Origin of the sequence: Neotamlana sargassicola (assembly GCF_020523965.1) — a bacterium.
GTDB classification, from domain to species: domain Bacteria; phylum Bacteroidota; class Bacteroidia; order Flavobacteriales; family Flavobacteriaceae; genus Neotamlana; species Neotamlana sargassicola.
Genome location: NZ_JAJAPX010000003.1, coordinates 203,609 through 224,557, shown reverse-complemented (window position 1 = coordinate 224,557; position 20,949 = coordinate 203,609). Strand labels below are relative to the sequence as shown.

At 34.3% G+C, this 20,949-nt stretch carries 15 protein-coding genes; 8 read left to right on the top strand and 7 right to left on the bottom strand.

What is annotated here, in order from left to right; genetic code table 11:
* Positions 1-41: 41 nt before the first annotated feature.
* Genes LG651_RS08895 through rsmD form a run of 3 tightly spaced genes read left to right on the top strand, consistent with a single transcriptional unit; the run spans position 42 to position 2,132 of the window.
* Positions 42-779, top strand: coding sequence for a hypothetical protein (locus LG651_RS08895; protein WP_226695785.1), 738 nt, complete (start codon positions 42-44; stop codon positions 777-779).
* Positions 763-1,590, top strand: a complete 828-nt coding sequence (locus LG651_RS08890; RefSeq protein WP_226695784.1) for a DUF3822 family protein — start codon at positions 763-765, stop codon at positions 1,588-1,590. Before LG651_RS08895 ends, LG651_RS08890 begins: the two co-directional genes overlap by 17 nt.
* The gene (gene rsmD / locus LG651_RS08885; RefSeq protein ID WP_226695783.1) at positions 1,590-2,132 is read left to right on the top strand and encodes a 16S rRNA (guanine(966)-N(2))-methyltransferase RsmD; all 543 of its coding nucleotides are present in this window, start codon (positions 1,590-1,592) and stop codon (positions 2,130-2,132) included. Before LG651_RS08890 ends, rsmD begins: the two co-directional genes overlap by 1 nt.
* A 7-nt stretch (positions 2,133-2,139) precedes the next feature.
* Here rsmD and LG651_RS08880 read toward each other — a convergent pair whose 3' ends face one another.
* The gene (locus LG651_RS08880) at positions 2,140-2,487 is read right to left on the bottom strand and encodes a VOC family protein (protein ID WP_226695782.1); all 348 of its coding nucleotides are present in this window, start codon (positions 2,485-2,487) and stop codon (positions 2,140-2,142) included.
* A gap of 6 nt (positions 2,488-2,493) precedes the next feature.
* Positions 2,494-3,114 carry an L-threonylcarbamoyladenylate synthase gene (locus LG651_RS08875; RefSeq protein ID WP_226695781.1) on the bottom strand — a complete coding sequence of 207 codons (621 nt, stop codon included), beginning with the start codon at positions 3,112-3,114 and terminating at the stop codon, positions 2,494-2,496.
* Positions 3,115-3,158: 44 nt separating this feature from the next.
* On the opposite strand from LG651_RS08875, the gene LG651_RS08870 reads away from it, so the two are divergent.
* Positions 3,159-4,022 (top strand): alpha/beta hydrolase, encoded by an 864-nt coding sequence (locus LG651_RS08870; protein ID WP_226695780.1) that lies wholly within the window; start codon positions 3,159-3,161, stop codon positions 4,020-4,022.
* Between the two features lie 7 nt (positions 4,023-4,029).
* On the opposite strand, the gene LG651_RS08865 is transcribed toward LG651_RS08870, so the two are convergent.
* The 3 genes from LG651_RS08865 to LG651_RS08855 form a co-directional block, all read right to left on the bottom strand.
* Positions 4,030-4,710 carry a hypothetical protein gene (locus LG651_RS08865; RefSeq protein ID WP_226695779.1) on the bottom strand — a complete coding sequence of 227 codons (681 nt, stop codon included), beginning with the start codon at positions 4,708-4,710 and terminating at the stop codon, positions 4,030-4,032.
* Positions 4,711-4,806: 96 nt separating this feature from the next.
* The gene (locus LG651_RS08860; protein ID WP_226695778.1) at positions 4,807-7,143 is read right to left on the bottom strand and encodes an ATP-dependent helicase; all 2,337 of its coding nucleotides are present in this window, start codon (positions 7,141-7,143) and stop codon (positions 4,807-4,809) included.
* A 148-nt stretch (positions 7,144-7,291) separates the two neighbouring features.
* The gene (locus LG651_RS08855) at positions 7,292-8,836 is read right to left on the bottom strand and encodes a hypothetical protein (protein WP_226695777.1); all 1,545 of its coding nucleotides are present in this window, start codon (positions 8,834-8,836) and stop codon (positions 7,292-7,294) included.
* 73 nt (positions 8,837-8,909) lie between these two features.
* On the opposite strand from LG651_RS08855, the gene LG651_RS08850 reads away from it, so the two are divergent.
* Together LG651_RS08850 and LG651_RS08845 are read left to right on the top strand one after the other, a co-directional pair.
* Positions 8,910-10,478: an FMN-binding glutamate synthase family protein gene (locus LG651_RS08850; RefSeq protein WP_226695776.1), complete on the top strand. Its 1,569-nt coding sequence runs from the start codon at positions 8,910-8,912 to the stop codon at positions 10,476-10,478.
* A 4-nt stretch (positions 10,479-10,482) separates the two neighbouring features.
* Positions 10,483-11,001 carry a DUF7935 family protein gene (locus tag LG651_RS08845; protein ID WP_262905109.1) on the top strand — a complete coding sequence of 173 codons (519 nt, stop codon included), beginning with the start codon at positions 10,483-10,485 and terminating at the stop codon, positions 10,999-11,001.
* Between the two features lie 2 nt (positions 11,002-11,003).
* Here the strand turns inward: LG651_RS08845 and LG651_RS08840 are convergent, their stop codons facing one another.
* Complete coding sequence (locus LG651_RS08840) at positions 11,004-11,912, bottom strand: patatin-like phospholipase family protein (RefSeq protein WP_226695775.1); 909 nt, start codon at positions 11,910-11,912, stop codon at positions 11,004-11,006.
* Between the two features lie 186 nt (positions 11,913-12,098).
* Between LG651_RS08840 and LG651_RS08835 the strand changes: the two genes are divergently transcribed.
* The gene (locus tag LG651_RS08835) at positions 12,099-17,909 is read left to right on the top strand and encodes a PKD domain-containing protein (protein WP_226695774.1); all 5,811 of its coding nucleotides are present in this window, start codon (positions 12,099-12,101) and stop codon (positions 17,907-17,909) included.
* A gap of 10 nt (positions 17,910-17,919) precedes the next feature.
* A complete protein-coding gene (locus LG651_RS08830) occupies positions 17,920-18,921 on the top strand; it encodes a PorP/SprF family type IX secretion system membrane protein (protein ID WP_226695773.1) in 1,002 nt (333 codons plus the stop codon).
* On the opposite strand, the gene LG651_RS08825 is transcribed toward LG651_RS08830, so the two are convergent.
* Complete coding sequence (locus LG651_RS08825; RefSeq protein ID WP_226695772.1) at positions 18,922-20,937, bottom strand: M1 family metallopeptidase; 2,016 nt, start codon at positions 20,935-20,937, stop codon at positions 18,922-18,924. It abuts the gene before it with no gap.
* Between the last annotated feature and the right edge of the window lie 12 nt (positions 20,938-20,949).

Sequence of the window (20,949 nt, the reverse complement as noted above, 5' to 3'; positions counted from 1 at the left end):
GCTAAACACCAATTAATAATTTACAAAATTAAAAACATATTATGTTAACATTCATTTTTATTGCAGTTGCAGTGATTTTAGGTACAATTGGCTTAGTTTGGTTAATTGACAAATTTATCCCATCGAAATTTAAACCCGTTTTAAATATACTGCTTTGGATTTTAATTGCCTTTTTAGGTTATAAAACGTATATGTCGGTTTACGAACCAATTAAATTTAATAAAGAAAAAAATAAGCGTTACGCCGTTGTAATTGAAAGTTTAAAAGATATTAGAGATTCGCAGTTAGCGCACAAAACCGTTACTGGTAAATTTGCTGATAATTTTGATGGTTTAATTAAATTTATTGATACAGCCCAATTTACTATTACACAACGCCGTGACACTTCTGTTATTGATGAAGTACTTACAAAGCAATTTGGAGTTGATATGAAAAAATCAATTGTATTAATTGATACTCTAGGATACGTACCTGTAAAAGATTCTTTATTTAAAAACTCTAACCGCTACAAAACTATGATGAATGTTCCTGTAGGTGAAGAAGGCGCTAAGTTTAAAATGGAATCTGGATTTTTAATGCAAAACAAAATTAACATTCCAGTATTCGAAGCTTCGGTAACAAAAGATGTGATTTTATTCGACCAAGATAAAGATTTAAGAGTACAAGAAAACCAAGTTATTTCTGTTGATGGCGTTAACGGAGATAAATTAAAAGTTGGCTCTATGGAAGAGGTTAAAACAATAGGAAACTGGCCAAAAACTTATGGCGCTGCAGAATAAGAAAATAACCAAATTAACTAATACAGAACTGTCCATTCAAATAAGTTTGAGTGGACTTTCTTTTTGTATTCTAAACCGAGATACAAACACCATTACCTTTTTAAAGGAAGTAACTTTTGCCAAAAAACAAAACCCTTTTGGGATATTAGATGCCTTAAAAAATGAATTTAACTTAGAGGCGGCCTTAAACGGATCGTTTTCTGAAGTTTCTGTTATACACGATAACGAATTATCGGCATTAGTACCAAACGCTTTATTTAACGCCGATTATTTAGCTGATTATTTAAAGTTTAATACCAAAATTTTAAAGTCCGATTTTATAACCTACGACGAAATCGACATAAACAATAGCGTTAGTGTTTATGTGCCTTACATAAACATTAATAACTTTATTTACGATAAATTTGGTAAATTTACCTATAAACACATTTCTACCGTTTTAATAGAATCTATTTTAAAAACCGATGTTAATTACTTAGTACCTAAGGCTTATGTAAACGTAAGTAAAGATCATTTTGAAATAGCCGTTGTACAAAACAAAAAATTACAGCTTTACAATTCGTTTTTTTATAACACTAAGGAAGATTTTATTTATTACATTTTATTTTGTTTAGAGCAATTAAAACTAAGCCCGGAAACGGTTAACCTAATATTTTTAGGCGAAATTGATGCTTACGACGATTTATATGTAATAACCTATAAATATATTAGATTAATATTTTTTGGAGACCGTGAAGACCGCTATAAATACGCCATCGATGCACAACCAAAAAACAATCATAGTAACTACAGTATAATTGCCAGTTTTTAATGCGAATTATTTCCGGACAATATAAAAGCCGCAAAATTATTGCGCCAAAAAATTTACCTGTTCGCCCCACTACAGATATGGCGAAGGAATCTCTGTTTAATATTATTAACAATAATTACTATTTCGATGAAGTTTCGGTACTCGATTTATTCGCTGGAACAGGTAATATTAGTTACGAATTCGCCTCAAGAGGCACCGAAACTATTACTTGTGTAGATCAAGATTTTGGATGCATAAAATTCATAAATCAAACGGCGAATAAGTTCGACATGCCTATAAACACAATTAAAAGTGATGTGTTCAAATATTTAGAAAAAGCTTCGGGTAGTTACGATATTATTTTTGCAGATCCTCCTTACAATTTCTCCGAAGAGGATTTTGCTAAAATCCCAGAGCTTGTTTTTGCTAATAATTTACTTAGCGAAAACGGTATGTTAATAGTAGAACACTCAAAACACACCAACTTAAATAACCTTGAAAATTTTAGTTATTTAAAAAGTTACGGTGGCAATGTGTTTAGTTTTTTTGAGGTGGAAGGTTAAAAGCTCTTTAATTTTTTTCGGCACACCAAACTGCCAATTCATTCCCCGAAGGATCTAGAAACTGAAACCGTTTACCACCAGGAAACGCAAAAATATCCACTGCTATTTGTCCGCCATGTTTAAGTATTTTGCCTTTTACTTGCTCCAAATCGTTATGATGTAGTACTACCAAAACACCATTTACTATTTCTGAATTTGTTTTTTCAAAGCCTCCTTCTACACCACTATGTTTAAAAGCGGTGTATTGATCGCCATAATCGGTAAATTCCCAATTAAAACAAGCCTTATAAAAAGTTTTTATATCGTTTAAGTTTTTGGCTTTAAATTCAATGTAATTAATAGGTATATGTTCCATTAGTGTTTAAAATATATCGAGATTCCCTTTACCTTCACGAACTAAAACAGGTTCACCATCAGATAAATCGATTACTGTCGATGGTTCGTTACCGCCATAGCCACCGTCGATAACCAAATCGACTAGATTATCCCATTTTTCAAGAATTAATTCTGGATCGGTGGTGTACTCAATAATTTCATCTTCGTCGTGTATAGAGGTTGAAATAATAGGATTTCCTAGAGCTTTTACAATATCTAAAGCTATATTATTTTCCGGAATACGAATGCCTACTGTTTTTCGTTTTTTAAACGGATTTGGTAATTGTTTTGAGCCTGGTAAAATAAAGGTATAAGCACCTGGCAAGTTCCGTTTTAATAACTTAAAAACCGATGTGTCAATTTGTTTTACATAATCGCTTAGGTTACTTAAATCGTGGCAAATAAAGGAAAAATTAGCTTTTTCGAGCTTAATACCTTTTATTCGAGCTACTCGCTCTAACGCTTTTATGTTGTTAATATCGCAGCCTAAACCATAAACGGTATCGGTTGGATAAATTATTAATCCGCCACGTTTCAACACGTTAACAACCTTTGCTATTTCCCGTGGATTTGGGTTTTCTTCGTATATTTTTATAAAATCGGCCAATTTTCGTATCTTATTGTACGTTTAAAAATAATACAATTTTATTTATGAAGCTTGTTTTTAAATTTTTCTGTCTGTTTTTTATTGTTGGATGTGTTCTAAATTGCAGCTCGGATGCATCAAACAATAATGAAGATGAATTAAATCCTGCTGTATATTACGAAGCTTTGAATCTTTCTTATGGCAATGAAAACCGACAAAAGTTCGATTTATATTTACCTGCTAATCGTAATTTAAATACTAAAACTATTATTTTAGTGCATGGTGGTGGGTGGATTGCTGGAGATAAAAGTGATATGAATGCTATTAAAGATTTAATACGAATTGATTTTCCAAATCACGCTATTGTAAACATAAATTATAGGTATGCTAATGAAGAAAACAAACCTTACCCCATGCAAACTGACGATATTACAAGTGTAATTAATCATTTAAAATCGAACAAGGCTACTTATACAATTTCCGATAATTTTGGATTTATTGGAGCAAGTGCTGGCGCTCATTTGTCGCTTTTATGGAGTTATGCACTCGATACCGATAACAATATTGATATGGTTTGTAGTATTGTTGGCCCTACGAATTTAACCGACCCTGAATATTTAAATAATACCAACGAAGACTTGCAGCAGCTATTAGTTTTGTTTGGCGAATTTCCTGAAACTTCTTATTTAGAAGAAGCAAGCCCCTTGCACCAAGTTACCGCTGATGCATCACCTTCCATTTTATTTTATGGAGGAAAAGACCCTTTGATTCCCACTTCGCAAGGTATCGATTTAAAAAATAAACTCGCAGACCTAAATGTGGTTCACGAGTTTACTTTATATGAAAATGAAGCACACGGTTGGGAAGGCTTAGCTTTACTAGACACTTGGTTAAAATTAAAAGCTTTTATTCAAACCCACTTAAATTAGTAAGTCTTTAAAAGCCACCACCCATCATGCCGCCTCCCCCTCCTTGACGGCCACCTTGCCTGCCTCCTCCTTGCATACCAGAATCGTTACGCTCTGGACGTTTTGGGTTTAATTCTTCTTTAATTTCGGCTTGATAATCTAACCATTTGTTATATTTTTTTTCGTCTAATAACGTTTGCATTTTTTGGTTAAGCTTATCTTCTTCCTTTAAAACCAATGCCTTTACTGGCTCAATTTTTTCTTTTACCAGTTCCATAACTTTAAACATAGGATCGTCTTCCCTATTTTGCTCACTACGATCAAACGATTGATTTTGCTCGCGATTAGCCTGTTGCGATTCGCGTACCGCTTTTACATAGACGTTTAAAGTATCGAAATTATCTTTATTTAAAAGTGCTATTTCGTTAACTCTAACATTGTAAGTGTTTATTGCTTTTCTAACCTCAAGAGTAAGGCTTTCTTCTTTCTTTTTAAGTTTTATTTTTTTTAAAACTTCGGCATCATCATAATTAAAAATACCTGCGACTTTAGCGGCATCGAACTCTGGCATTTCTGGGCGTTCTTGGTTTTGTTGTCCGCCTTGGCCTCCACCACGCATGCCGCCACCGCCCATCATACCTCCGCCTCCGGGTTGTGCAACAACGAATTCAAAACTTAAAATTAATACTAAAGTTAAAAATGCTTTCATACCTATTTGATTTATTGGTTATTTTTAAATTAGATGCATAAACCAAATAAAACATTTGCTTTTAACAATTTTTTAACGCTTTTAAAATTATTAGGCTTAGCCTATTACTTCTAATTTTGCAAAGCGTAACAACAATTTTTTAACACCTACTTGAAATTTAATTTCGGCTTTAGTGTCTGGACCTGCGCCTTCAATTTTTATAATTTCTCCGGTGCCAAATCGGTTATGTTTTACTTTATTACCAACGGCTATTTTATTATCGAATAAATTTGGGCTACCTGTATTTGGAGAACTTTTAGCTACAGGTTTTAAATTTTTAGGTGTTGGTGCTTGGTATTTTTCTGGTGTCTTTTTTGTTATTCCTTTTTCGAATTTTGGCTGTTTAGCCGGTTTAAATCTAACTTTGTTAGGTTCTACATCACCAAAAATATCGGCTGAAAGCATTGGGTTTATTCGGCGTTCCTCAATAGGTGTTTCTATTTCTAAATATTCTTCATCAATTTCTTCAATAAAACGACTTGGTTCTGAGTCTACTAATTTACCCCAACGATATCGTGATAACGCATAGGTTAAATACGCTTGCTTTTCAGCTCTTGTAAGTGCTACGTAAAATAAACGGCGCTCTTCTTCGAGTTCACTTCGCGTATTCATACTCATGGCACTTGGAAATAAATCTTCCTCTAAACCAACAATATACACATACGGAAACTCCAAACCTTTGGCTAAGTGAATCGTCATTAAGGCGACTTTATTACCATCGTCTTTATCGTTATCCATATCGGTAGAAAGTGCAACATCTTCTAAGAATTCGGCTAAAGACCCTGTGGCATCAACTATTTCTTTTTGGCCTTCAACAAAGTCTTTCATACCATTTAAAAGCTCCTCGATGTTTTCCATTCTGGTAACACCTTCGGGTGTTCCATCTTTGTTAAACTCGCGTATTAAACCACTTGTTTTGGTAACATATTCGGCAAGTTCGAACACATCTGCGGTTTGGTTCATTACCTGAAAACTTTCAATTAAGGTTACAAAATCTAAAAGTTTGCGTTTTGTACCTGAGTTTACTTTAACATCGGTTTTATCGATGTTTTTCATCACCTCAAAAATAGAGCGCTTGTAGCCATTTGCAGCTACCATTAACCTATCGACAGTAGTTTGACCAATACCTCTAGGCGGAAAATTAATAACACGTTTTAAAGCTTCTTCATCTTTTGGATTAATAATTAACCTTAAATACGATAAAACATCTTTTATTTCTTTACGCTGATAGAAGGATAAACCCCCATAAATTCTATACGGAATATCGCGTTTACGTAAAGCATCTTCAATAGAACGCGACTGTGCATTGGTACGATATAAAATGGCAAAATCGCTGTTTGGTAGCTGATGATTCATTTTATTATCGAAAATAGTGCTTGCTACGTAGCGACCTTCATCGGCATCGGTTAACGAGCGGTGAACTATAATTTTACCGCCATCATCGTTGGCTGTCCAAACCACTTTATCGAGTTTGGTTTGGTTTTTATCAATTACCGAATTTGCTGCATTTACAATGTTTTTAGTGGAACGATAATTTTGTTCTAAACGAAATACTTTTACATCGTGATAATCTTTCTGGAAATTTAAAATATTGTTGATATTCGCCCCACGGAAAGCATAAATACTTTGCGCATCATCACCAACTACGCATATATTTTGAAACTTGTCTGATAATGCTCGAACTATTAAATACTGTGAGTGGTTGGTATCTTGATACTCATCAACCAAAATATATTTAAACCTATTTTGATATTTAGCTAAAACTTCTGGAAAACGTGTTAAAAGCTCGTTGGTTTTTAGCAATAAATCATCAAAATCCATAGCTCCGGCCTTAAAGCAGCGTTCTACATATTCTTTATAAATATCTCCCATTTTTGGGCGACGTGCCATAGTATCGGCTTCAATAAGTTCTGGGTTTTGAAAATATGCTCTAACGGTTATTAAACTGTTTTTATAAGACGAAATTCTAGAACGAACTTGTTTGTATTTATAAACGTCTTTATCCAAATTCATTTCCTTAATAATATCGCGTATTAAACGATCTGAATCTTGGGTGTCGTAAATTGTAAAATTACTTGGGTAACCTAACCTATCGGCTTCAATACGCAATATTTTAGCAAACACGGAGTGAAAGGTTCCCATCCATAAATTTTTGGCTTCGCTTTGCCCAACTATGCTAGCGATACGCTCTTTCATTTCGCGAGCGGCTTTATTGGTAAACGTTAATGCTAGTATATTAAAAGGGTCTATGCCCTTACTCATCATGTAAGCAATTCTAAAAGTAAGTACACGTGTTTTACCAGAGCCCGCACCGGCAATAACTATCATTGGGCCTTCAATTTGTATGGTTGGCGCTAGTTGCGCTTCGTTTAACTGACTTAAATATTTCTCCAAAATCTACAAGTAATTTAAAAGCGTGAAATTAACCATTGTTTGGCTTTTAATTAAGCAGTTTTATTAATATTTATAAACAAATTAGGCTGTACAAGTTTTAAATTATAAACTCTTAACTAGATTTTAAAAAATGAAAATCATGGTAATATTAATCCCTTTTTTCACTACCAGTCATGGCAGACAACAACCCTTGTTTAGCATTTAACCAAACATAACTAAATACAGACTTGTTTTTTTCTCGTATAATATTTTCGGCTTTACCGTAACGGAAATTATCGGAGTTATCATTAGTGTTTTTTAACACAAATAAATTAACTAAGCCAGATAATAACTTACGTTTTTCTTTGCCATTTTCTTTTAAAACTGATACTTCAAAGTTATTGTACTTAATTTTTAAATCTGTATTCGAAATATTGTTATTACCATACACAGAAAAATAAGTTTGTTGCAACTCCCCCTTTAATTTCACTTTTAAATTTGGCTCAATAAATTGATTTATTTTTGAAGCATTTAAGTTTTTTATATCAGCCTTAAACACAAAAGCATCAGTAGTATCTGCCACTTTAAAATGCCAATTAACATGACAATCAGATTCTTGCATAAACAATGCATCAACCTTAATACTTACCGGTTTCAGGGTATTTACATTTCCTAAATTCTTTATTTGCGCATTTAAATCATCAAACCTAATAGTTCCAGGTGTTTTGTTATCGTTATTAACTTTTTCAAAATAAATTATTTGTCCGTTGCTAATTTTTAAGTCATCAATATTTAAATTAAAGTTTAAATCTCGCAAAAGCTTTGAGTATAAAGGTTTTGTTTTAAAATCGTCTGGCAATAATTTATTTCTAAACACTTCAACTTTAGGCGTGTTAATTTCAGTTGTTTTTGCGGACAAACTAAAACCTTTAGTAAACTTTAAATCTAATTCACTGAATAATATTTCATTAAAATTTGCTTTAATATGATCGCGTTCCTTATTTAAAATTGATGATAATTGCGTTTTAGAATATTTAGTATTTAAACCTACATTTTTTAATGTTATTTGATTTTTTGATATATTAAATTCTGATACATTCAAGTTTTCAAACTCATTAACGGCAAAAAACATGTCACTTCCTTGTAAAACAAAATTTTGATAATTAACATTCGAATCATCAATTTCAAACCCTTTAACAGTTGAGTTTAAACTAGAAACGCTAAAAATTATAGAATCATTTTCAACATTTTTTACTAATACGTTAGCATCATTTAAATAAATATGATTGATTAAAAAATTGTTTTTTAAATACTTTGATGACTCATTTTTATAATCATTTTCTTTTAAAACTGAATTATAAAGTATTTTGGATACTGAGTTATTAATACCAATGCTTTCAATATCTATTTTTTTATCCCAAAAACATTTCCATAGACTAAACCCTTCTAATTTAAACTGTTTGGCTTCGGTTTCTAATAAATTTTCATTTGTATTTTGACCTTTAACAACAATTATTGGATGTTTAATAGAGAAACTACCAAACCAAATATTCGTGTTTACATCTTCATAAGTTACTTCAATATGGCTAGGTAATTCTGATATGGTGGTTTTTATTTTATTTGAAATAATAAAATTTAAAATAATTGTGATAATTGTAATTAACCCAATAAAACCAGCTAAAAAAAGTGATGCTTTTTTAAAATTTAATTGCATTTTATAAAGATATGTTTTCGTTTCTTGGGGAACAATTTATTTTAAAATATCTTTACTTTTTAAAGAAAGAAGGATGACAGTTATTTTAGATTTTTTATCAAGCATTTCTTGGTGGGCATGGGTTTTAATAATACTTATTATTGTTGCAATTCGCGATATTTTTATTCAACGCTCTCATACTATTAGTCATAATTTCCCCATTGTAGGGCACTTTAGGTATTGGTTAGAAAGTATTGGACCTGAACTTAGACAATATTTAGTTGCCAACAACCGAGAAGAACTGCCTTTTAACAGAATAGAACGTGGTTGGATTTATGCTTCTGCAAAAAAAGAAAATAATTATGAGGGCTTTGGTACAGATCGCGACATTTACGCACATCAGCATATTTTTATTAATAACGCCATGTTTCCGTTTAAAATTAATGAAAAGCACCCAAATGCTTTAGACAAGTCTTTTTTACCCTGTGCAAAAGTTATGGGTGAGTTTAACAAACGTAAAAAACCTTACAGGCCAGCTTCAATAATTAATGTATCTGCCATGAGTTTTGGTTCGTTATCTGCTAAAGCTATAGAATCTTTAAACAAAGGTGTTGCTTTAGCAGATGCCTACCACAACACTGGAGAAGGCGGCTTATCTCCGTACCATAGTAATGGTGGCGATGTGGTTTTTCACATTGGTACAGGTTATTTTGGTGTTAGAGCTGATGATGGAAGTTTTTCTTTAGAAAAACTAAAGACATTAGTTGAAAAAAATCCGTTTATACGAGCTATTGAAGTAAAATTATCACAAGGTGCAAAACCCGGTAAAGGTGGTGTTTTACCTGCTAGTAAAATAACAAAAGAAATATCTGAAATACGCCATGTCCCTATGGGGCAAGATGTACTTTCGCCTCCAAATCATTCTGCCTTTTCTAATGTAAAAGAAATGGTTGATTTTATAGAGCTAATTGCCGAAGAAACTGGTTTACCTGTTGGTATAAAAGCTGCTATTGGAAAACTTAACCAATGGAAAGAATTAGCCGATTTAATGAAAAAAACAGGAAAAGGCCCCGATTTTATTACTGTAGATGGCGGTGAAGGTGGTACTGGTGCTGCACCTCCAAGTTTTGCCGACCATGTATCGTTACCTTGGGTTTACGGTTTTGGCGATTTATATAAAGTGTTTAAAGAAAAAGGACTTACCGAGCGTATTGTATTTATTGGAAGTGGTAAATTAGGCTTTCCTGGTAAAGCAGCCATGGCATTTGCTATGGGTGCGGATTGTATAAATGTTGCCAGAGAAGCCATGATGAGTATTGGTTGTATACAGGCGCAAGTTTGCCATACAAACAGATGTCCTGCTGGAGTAGCAACACAAAGTAAATGGCTACAAAAAGGTATTGATGTACCATTAAAATCTGAACGACTAGCGCAATATTTCAAGACTTTTAAAAAGGAATTTATAGAAATAACACATGCTGCAGGTTATGAACACCCTTGCCAGTTTACAATGGATGATATTGAGGTAAATGTAGACGACCATAACTTATCGAAACAATTAAGCGGTACTTACCAATATAATAAAGTTGCTGTGCCTTTTACATCTATGCAAGATTTGAAAGATTGCATACATTTAGGCGGAATTAAAAAAAATAACAAATAACATAATGACAGACCGAATAATAGACTTAGCCCTATATTGCATACCTACAATTATTACAGGTTTAATTGCTTACTATTTTTTTAAAACACACACACAAAACGAAGATGGACGACGTAGATTTTTACTAAAAAAAGATTTACAAGTAAATGCTTTACCAACACGTTTGCAAGCTTACGAACGTATGGTGTTATTTTTAGAGCGAATTTCTCCTGCTAAACTTTTGGTTCGGGTTGCTCCTATTAGCGACAATAAAGAAGCCTACGAAAGTTTACTTATACAAAGTATTGAACAAGAATTTGAACATAACCTAACCCAGCAAATCTATATTAGCGATAAATGTTGGAATATTATTACGGCCGCAAAAAACGCCACAATTCAACTTATTAGAAAAGCCAGTTTACTTGAAAAGACTGATACTGCAAATAAGTTACGTGAGGTTTTGTTAAATGAAATGATGGAACGTAAATCTCCAAGCGACGCCGCTTTGGCTTTTGTTAAAGACGAAGTTTCAAGTATTTGGTAAATTTATTCGCGTAATTCGTTCGATTGTGCTTCAGAATATTTGTGTTTAGCATATTCAAACCCTTGTTGCCACCACTCTTTCATAAGTTTTTTATTAAATATTAACGCATTTTCGGTTAATCGTGATGGCGTATAAAATAAATTCAATTGTACATTTTTATTTTTAGCTGCCAACTTGCCAATAACAATATCGCTACGTTCTACCTGATCGAGTAAGTGTCCGAATAAATTAATTAATAAAGAAAACGGGTTTTTCCCTAGTATTTTATTGTAAATCAGTTTTTCTGTATCTAAAATAATAGCATCAACCTCGGTGGCACCGCGTAAAATAGCCTCTCTAATAGGCACTACACAACCTAAGCCTCCATCGGCATATTCAAAACCATTTCGTTTAACTAACGACATAAAGGGAATGTAATTACAGGAAATCCAAATCCAATCGCAAAACTCTTCATAAGTAAAATCATTTATAGATTTATATTCCACACAATTCATAGATAAGTTTGAAACCGTTACCACAACATCTTCTTTTGTAGCTCTTATTAAATCGAAATCACCTTCTGTAAAATGCTTTTTAATATGTTTTCTTAAGGCTTTACTCTCACCAAAAGTCCGCTTCATTTTAATAAATTGCCATATAGAATTTAAAAAATCTATAGACACAAATTGTCGATCGCCTTTTTTTCGAATAACAAAAGGATTAACACTAAAAATATCATTTTGGTTTACACTGGTATAAACTTTATGAATTTCATCAATTTTACCAGCCGCTAAATGAGGTATTAACAAACTCCCTGTCGATGTTCCTAAAAACAAATCATAATCGCGCTTTTGTTCTTTTATTAAATATTCTGCAACGCCACCTGCATAAGCGCCTTTACTACCTCCTCCAGAAATTACTAATGCCTTCAATTATTTCGTTTTTATTGTAAATATATGAAAGTAATTTAGGCTTAGAATGTTTTAAACTTTTAAAGCCGAAATAAATACCCAATATTAGGTATTTTAACCTAAAAAAGTACACATATATCTTTTAATTACATCTATTTAAAAAAAGAATATCTATTTTAGTTTCAGCTATTAACAATTTTATTTTCTATGAGAAAAACTACTTTTCTTACAGTACTTGCGTTTCTAATAATTAGTGTTTCTTTTTTCGCTTTAAATAAAAAATTCCTTTTAGAAACCCCTAAAAACAATAATAGATCGACAGAAGTTTCTGCGCCGCCCACAGTAGATTTCACATTTAACAATAGTGGTGCTTGCTCCGGTACTCAAGTAGATTTTACCTCAACAGTTTCTGGTAACGCCCCATATACTTACTTATGGACGTTTGGGGATGACGGAAGCACAAGCACAAGTGCAACACCATCGCATACCTTTAATGTTGTTGGATGTGGCACACAAAATGTAAATGTAACGTTATCTGTAACCGATAGCAACAACGAAACTACAACCATAAACAAACAAGTTCCGGTTTTACGTAAACCAAACCTTAGTTTTTATGATATTGATGCCCAAGCAAATTTTTCTCCACATTTTGATAATTGTGGCAACAATACTTCAGATCCTACTTATACCATTAATGTTGGAAACCAATCAAACGGTGGATGTATTACATCGTATGATATAAATTGGGGCGATAATAATACAGAAACCAATGTTACTTTCCCACTAACACATACTTATGCTCAATTAGGATCGTATAATATGACCATAACTGCACATGGTACCGATTGCGAAAATAAAATAACGTATTTAGTAAAAAATTCAAGCAACCCAACTGGCGCTATTGTAAACCCCGGAAATACTGTTAATTTGTGTACACCAATTGCGCCTATTGAATTTGCAATAGGTTCTTGGGGAACTAATCCGCCAGATACAAATTATTATATTGATTTTGGTGACGGTACCATTATAACTTACTCACAACAACAATTAGAAGCTTCTGCCTATTTTGATGCTGCTAATCCAGCAAATTCCGATGATTTCCCAATTCCGCATGAATATACAGAATCAAATTGTCCCGATTATAGCTATACCGCTGTTTTATATATTACTACTTCTTGTGGAGAAACAACACTAACTGCTGGGCCTATTATTATTTTAAAAAAACCTGATGTTTCTTTTACAAACGACCCAAATGGGTGTTTAAATATGCCGGTACAATTCACCAATACCTCAACAACCGGTTATAACCAAAATTGCGATACTTCTGCTGGTTATTATTGGGATTTTGGTGATGGAACCACCTCAACATTACGTGACCCCTCGCATACCTACACAAGTCCAGGTGTTTATACCATTGAATTATATTCTCAGAACTTTTGTGGCACGACAAACACTGTTACCAATACCATTTGTATTGAACCAGAATTAATAACCGATTTCACTTTAAGCACTGACAATGGTTGTTCTCCATTAAATGTACAAGTCACCAACACAACCGATTATACTCAAAGCTGTGGTGGTGAAACGTATCTTTGGGAGGTTGATTACAATCAAGGACTTTGCGGAACAACAACACCACAATGGAATTATACTAATGGAACAGATGAAAATTCCGCAGCGCCTTCTTTCGAATTCACAACTGCAGGAACATACACACTAACGTTAACAACAACCAACGCATGCGGCGAAAGTATGCACACTGAAACTATTGAAGTAAAAGAGCCCCCACAAGCCACAATTAACCAAATAGACGATTTTTGTGGCATGGCCTCATTCAATCCTGTTGCTTCTGTTAATACTTGTGCTCCAACTTCTGAAACCATAACTTATGCATGGAGTTTCCCTGGTGGAAACCCAACTACAGCTAATACTTTAGACCCAGGAACAATTAATTACGATACTCCCGGAGACTATACCATAACCTTAGAAGTTACAAATAGCTGCGATACTGTAACAGCAACATACGATTTTACTATAAACCCAGTGCCAACCATTACTAATACCGATTTAGCCCAAACTATTTGTTCGGGAACCGACACCAATGAGGTTGTTTTAACATCCGATTTAAGCGGTACTACATTTTCTTGGGCCGCCACTGCTCCTACTACCGTTACTGGATTTTTAACCTCGGGAACAGATACGATTCCTGTACAAACCATTTTTAATTCAGGAACTACAGCAGAAGATGTTACTTATACCGTAACACCAACACTAAATGGTTGCGATGGTGCACCAGTGATTTTCACCGTAACTGTAGAGCCTGCACCAGAATTCATAACTCAACCGCAACCAGAAACGGTTTGTTTAAACGGTACAATTACACCTTTAACAGTTGCTGTAAATGGTTCTGGCACCCCTAGTTACCAATGGTACAGCAATACTATTGATAATACTACTTCAGGAACAGAATTAACAGGAGAAACCTCAAATACTTACACACCACCAAACAATACAATTGGAGTTATATACTTCTATTGTGTTGTTTCGTTTAGCTCGTCCGGAGCTGGTTGTAACCAAATTGCTTCAACAACAGCAAGAATTGAAGTGGTTGAAGGAGTTCAAATAGATACTGAGCCAATCAATACACAAAGTCTTTGTGTAGGAGGCGAATTAAACAACGCTTTAACCGTTGCACATTCCGGGGGAACTGGAACAGTTAGTTATCAATGGTATAGCCACACGACCAATAGTAATACTGGTGGAACAGCTATTTCTGGAGCAAATGATCTTTCTTACACTCCACCAATCTATTCATCGGCTGGAACGTTTTATTACTACGTTGTCATTTCCCTGAACGGAAGCGGTTGTGGTGATATTACAAGCGCCGTTTCGGAGGTTATTGTAGTAAATGCTCCAACAATTTCAACCCAGCCATTAGCAACGCAAACACTTTGTCAAGGAATTACACCACAAGACTTAGAAGCTGTAGTTTCGGGAGGTATAGGAACAACATACACTTACCAATGGTACAGCAACACAACTAATTCAAACACTGGTGGTACTTTAATTACAGGCGCAACTAGCAGCACCTACACACCTCCAACGACTACTGTTGGAACGCTTTATTACTACTGTGAAATTACTCAAACCGAACCAGGGTGTAACACAACAAGTGAAACTGCCGAAGTTACCGTAAATGCAGCACCAAATATAACCAACCAACCCGCTTCTGAAACTATTTGTTTTGGTGAAACGTTTAATACTTTATCGGTGAGTTATACCAATGGTGTTGGTACAGCAAATTACCAATGGTATAGTAATTCGAGTAATGATGCCACAACAGGAATGCCAATTTCTGGAGAAACCAATGCGACATTTACACCACCTTCAAATACTGTTGGAACCACTTATTACTACGTAATCATTACCTTTTCATCTGGTGGATGTACTCAAATTACATCGAATGTGACGGAACATGTTATTAATGAAACACCAAGTATTAGTGATTTCGATTTAACGATTTGTAGTGGTGTTGCTTTTGATATTACTCCCAATGAAACAAATGGAGACACTGTTCCTAGTAATACATTATATACTTGGGACACACCAACTATCACACCAACAGGATCAATTACAAGAGCTTCAATCGAAACCATTGGCGCTTCAAGCATTAGTCAGATTCTTACCAATACTACTATTAACCCAGCTACAGTAACTTATACTGTAACGCCTACTTCAGGAGATTGCGTTGGTTTACCTTTTACAGTAACTATTACGGTTAACCCTTCGATTAGTGTTTCTGAAACTATAATTAATAGTACCTGTTACAATTCGCAAAGCGGATCGATAGATATTTCTATTACAGGAGGCGTACCATTTACAACAGGTAATTTATATCAAGTCGCTTGGACCGGTCCTAACGGATTTACAAGCTCAAATGAAGACATAAGTAATTTAGGTCCTGGAAATTACTCTGTAACCATTAACGACGATGGTGGTTGCCCTTATAGCAACACCTACACCATTACAGAACCAGAAGAACTTATTTTTAGTGCTGTCGTTTTTGATGCTGAAACCATTTCTTGTTTTGGTGCAGATGATGGCTCTATTGGTATTGATATTTCTGGCGGTACAACACCATACACTTATAACTGGACATTAAACGGAAATCCATTTAGTACAGACGAAGATTTAACCAATTTAGGCCCTGGAAACTATGAAATAACAGTAACCGATGCTAATAATTGTCCGAGTATTTCTCAAACATTTCAATTAATTGAACCCGCAGAACTACAAGCATCTTTAGCTTCAAAAGTTGATGTAATTTGTTATGGCGATGCTACAGGTGAAATTTATATCAACGTTAATGGCGGACGACCAACCGAGGTGAGCACAGGCGTTTTTGACTACACCTATTCTTGGACTGGTCCAAATGGTTATTCGAGTACCAATCAAAACATTTCTAATTTATTCGCTGGTACATACACGGTTACAGTTACCGATAAATCAAATTGTACCGATACGCTTCAAGTTATAGTAAATCAAACCGATGAGATTATAATTGATTATTCCGCTACCGAAATTAAATGTTACGGCGATAATGATGCTGTTATTACTATTAATTCGATTACAGGTGGTGTAGCGCCATATACCGTAACATGGAGTAACTTAGGTTCGGGTATGGTACAAGATAATTTATCACCAGGAACTTATATAATTACAGTAACCGATGATGCCAATTGTGTAAAAGAAGCTTCTGTTGTAATTGAAGAGCCTCCGCTATTTAGAATTACCCCTACTACAAGCAATGTAAGTTGTTTTGGAGCTATGGACGGACGAATTACTCTTAATTTTGAAGGCGGTATTGATCCTGTAAATTTAGTTTGGGACGACGACCCAACTGCTGGCGTAGAACGAAATAATATTGGGCCAGGAACCTACAACGTTACAATTACCGATGGCACACCGTGTACCATTACAGAAACATTTGTAATTACAGAGCCTGCCGAACTAAATTTAACGGCTAACACAACTGATGCCTTAGATTGTGATATTCCAGAAAGTGGCGCCATAAATCTTATGGTTACTGGAGGATCAATGCCATTTACTTATTCATGGTCTAACGGCGCAACTACCGAAGATTTAAGTAATATGCCTCCTGGAGATTATTCGGTTACTGTTACCGATGCGAATGGTTGCGATGTTTCTGGTAGTTGGAGCATTAATCGATTTGAACCTTTAGTAGTTGATGTTGAAACACATACCATACACGACTGCGTGACTCGCAAAGTCAATCAAACTTTTGAAGCAAAGCCTAGTGGTGGCGTACCACCTTATGACATACAATGGTCTAGCGGAACGGTTTCTGGAGCAAATAATGAGTTTATGAGCACCAACCAAAATGGTTTAACTATCATTGATGTTACCGACAGCATGGGATGTTCAATTTCATACTCGTATCAAGTTGAAATTCCTGTTTTGGGTTATCCTGATTTTACCCAAACCTCCGAAAGCTTTATAAATTTCGGATTTTATTCAAAATTAATTCCAATTGAATTTACCAATGAATCTACAGGAGATTTCGAAGCGGTTTCCTGGAATTTTGGTGATGGCACTTTTTCTTCCGACGAAAGTCCAACTCATAGTTACAATAACGAAGGTACTTATACCATAATTCAAACGGTAACTTATCCTTTTGGTTGTGCATATACCAAAGAAATCATTTTAACTATCGAGAAAGGCTACAACCTTATGGTGCCTAACACATTTACCCCAAACAACGATGGTATTAACGATTATTTTGTTCCTAAAACTAAGGCGTTAACCGATATGACCTTTAGCATTTTTAACACCTGGGGCAGTTTAATTTTTTCTGAAACCGGTGATGCATTGCAAGGTTGGAACGGCACGGTAAAAGACTACCATACCGAAAACGGAAACTTTTATTACACCTTAACTGCTAAAACACTGTACGGTGAAACTATTACTAAAAAAGGCGCTTTTTCAGCATTAAAATAAATTGCTATACATGAGGAAAATAAAACTATCTATCCTAATAATTTTAAGTGGTCTATTTTTTAAAGCCGAAGCTCAAGATCCTGTTTTTACACAATACTTTTTGGTTCCAGAAACGCTAAATCCAGGGTTTTCTGGTTTTGAAGACGCCACTTATTTCGGCATATTACATCGTACCCAATGGCCTAGTTTAGATTTACGAATAAATACGCAATACGCATTTATAAATACGTGGATTGAAAATTTAGATAGCGGCGTTGGCTTTAGTATTTTAAATCAGCATGAAAACAATACCAATTTTAACCATTTACAAGCCAATGTAAACTACGCTTATATTGTACGCTTAGGGAACGATTGGGCGTTTAGACCCGCTGTAGAATTAGGTTTTGGAACGCGATCGTTCGATTTTAGTGGTATTGTTTTGGGCGACCAATTAAATATTAATAGCGGAACAATTAGAAATTCCTCTTCCGATCCGTTTGCCATGAATGCCAACGATAATAAAACGTTTTTCGATTTTACAGCCGGCTTTGTTTTCGACCAACAGAATATTTACAACGACACCGATTTATGGTTTGGTTTTGCTATAAAACACCTTAACCGACCAAATATTTCGTTTGTTGAAAACAGTCATGTGCCTTTAGATATTTTTTACTCTGTTCATGCTAATTATAAATTCCCGTATTTAGACCGTAACAAAATGCAAGTGTCACTAAATTACATGCAACAAGGCGAATTCAACCGATTAGATATTGGAACAAACATAAAACTTAGTAAATTATTTGTTGGTGCAACGGCCGTAACAAACCCGAATAAAAATCATTCGCAAAGTCATTTACTTACATCTGTCAATACTTTTATTGGTTTAGAATATGAAAAATTACGCTTTGGTTTCTCTTACGATTTTAATACCACAAAAATTGGAAACACGAACGGTGTTTACGAAATATCACTAACCTATTTAGCTGGATGTTTAATTTGTAGAGATCCAGCTAGAATGGAGCGTAGGAAATAGTTATTTGGGTTTTATAACACTCAGCATTTGTTTAGCAAACTTTACCATACGCCAATTATGATGTGTTGTTGCTTGCTCTAAATTGCTTAAACATTCAGCATTACAGGCTTTTATTTGATGTAAATACTGGAATGCATTCATTCGGGTTTCGTAACCGTAGTTTGGACTTGTGTAATTTGTAAGCTCATTTAAATATTTTGTTTTGTTTTCAGGTTCGTAGTCTTCTGTAACTAATGCCAAGGTTAACCATAAAAGTCTAACATTTTTATCGTTAAAGCCGATTACTTCTTTGGTTTTATTCAAATAATTTTGGCGCTGTGGCGGAAAACTTCTCCATAAATTAAACAATGCCGCTTCAATAGTTACATACGATTTATCGTCGAGCAAACTTTCATACTCCGTTCTTATTGATGGCGAAATGTTAGTCACATATTTTGCAATGGCTTGACGCACTTTTAAAGGATTCTTAAAATCGGTAGCAGTAATTTTATTTGGAATTTGCGATACTACTTTAGCTTTAGCTTCATCGGAAGCGTAATACTTCAAATAGTCTACACATTTAGAGCTATAAACCTCGCAATCTACCATAAGATACTCGGTTATATAAGCCGATTTTTTTAAACTCTGTAAAGCATCATCATAATTAAAGGTTTCGGCCATTAACCAAGTTTCAACAAACTCCGATAAATCAGTTTTGCTATATTTTTCAACTTCATTTATAAAATCATTGGTTTCAACATTTTCAAATTTGTGTTTCTTCAAATAGCTTTTAACCGCTTTTTTAAATGGCTTATCTCCTACTTTTTCTCGTAAGGCATGCAATACCCAAGCACCGCGTTTATAAAATGTAGTACTGCTGGCTTTTGGGTTTAGTAAAGATGTTCCTGCCCCGGCTTTATCTTGCTCGTATAATTCTTGCGCATATTCGTAAAGTTGCCAGTAATAATGGTTTTCTCCAAACACATCTTTCTCCGCCAATAAAGCATAATACGTAGCAAAACCTTCTTGCAACCAATGGTGCGTTCCCGAAGTTTCAGTAACTAAATCGCCAAACCACTGGTGTGCAAGTTCGTGCGCATTTACATTAACGTAGTTTTTATCTACAAAACCAATATCATCAACCATAAAAGCATCAGAAAAAACAGTACAGCTTGTGTTTTCCATTCCGGCATACAAAAAATCTTTTACAGGAACTTGTTTATAATTTTGCCAAGGATAGGCAACTCCAATTTCATCTTCAAGAAAATCGAACATTTGTTTTGTGTAGCGGTATGTTGGCTCTACTTTTGAAGAATCCTCGGGATAATAATACATTTCTAGTGGAATTCCGCTTTTCGCTATTTCAACTTTTTTCTTGTACTTACCAATAGCTAGTGCAACTAAATAACTGCTCATGGGTTTACGCATGTCGTAATGCCAAGTGGTTTTATTAAGACGCTCTTCTTTTCCTATTAATTTTCCATTAGCAATAACTTGGTAATCTTTATAGAAGGTGATATTTAAATCGAACTCTATTTTATCGTTCATATCGTCGATACTTGGGAGCCAATTACTGGTGTATTTACCTTGTCCTTGCGTCCAAATTTGACCAGATTTTACCACAATTGCCTTCTCGATACGATTTTGATTAACTTCAAAATCACTCGAAGTGACATCGTGCCAATCTATGAAATACATGGCTTTTTTAGGTGAAGTTTCCCAAATTACTTCTAATTTATGTCTTGTTTTTGCTTTGAATTTATGTTTTACAATAAGATGTTTACCATCGTATAAATGGCCTTCGATGGCATCATTTAAAATATATTTAATTTCTGAAAAATTTTGAGCATCTAAAAAAACAGAATCGGTGTCTTTTAATATTTTCAACTCGTAAATCGCTTTTCCTTTTACTTCTTTATTTTGAAGGTTGCCAAAGGCAATTGAAGCTCTGCACGATTTAAAATCAACGTAATCAGTTTGTTGCGAAAAACCAAACCAACAAAAGCATCCAAAAACAAAATACAATACATTTTTCATAAAATAACTTCA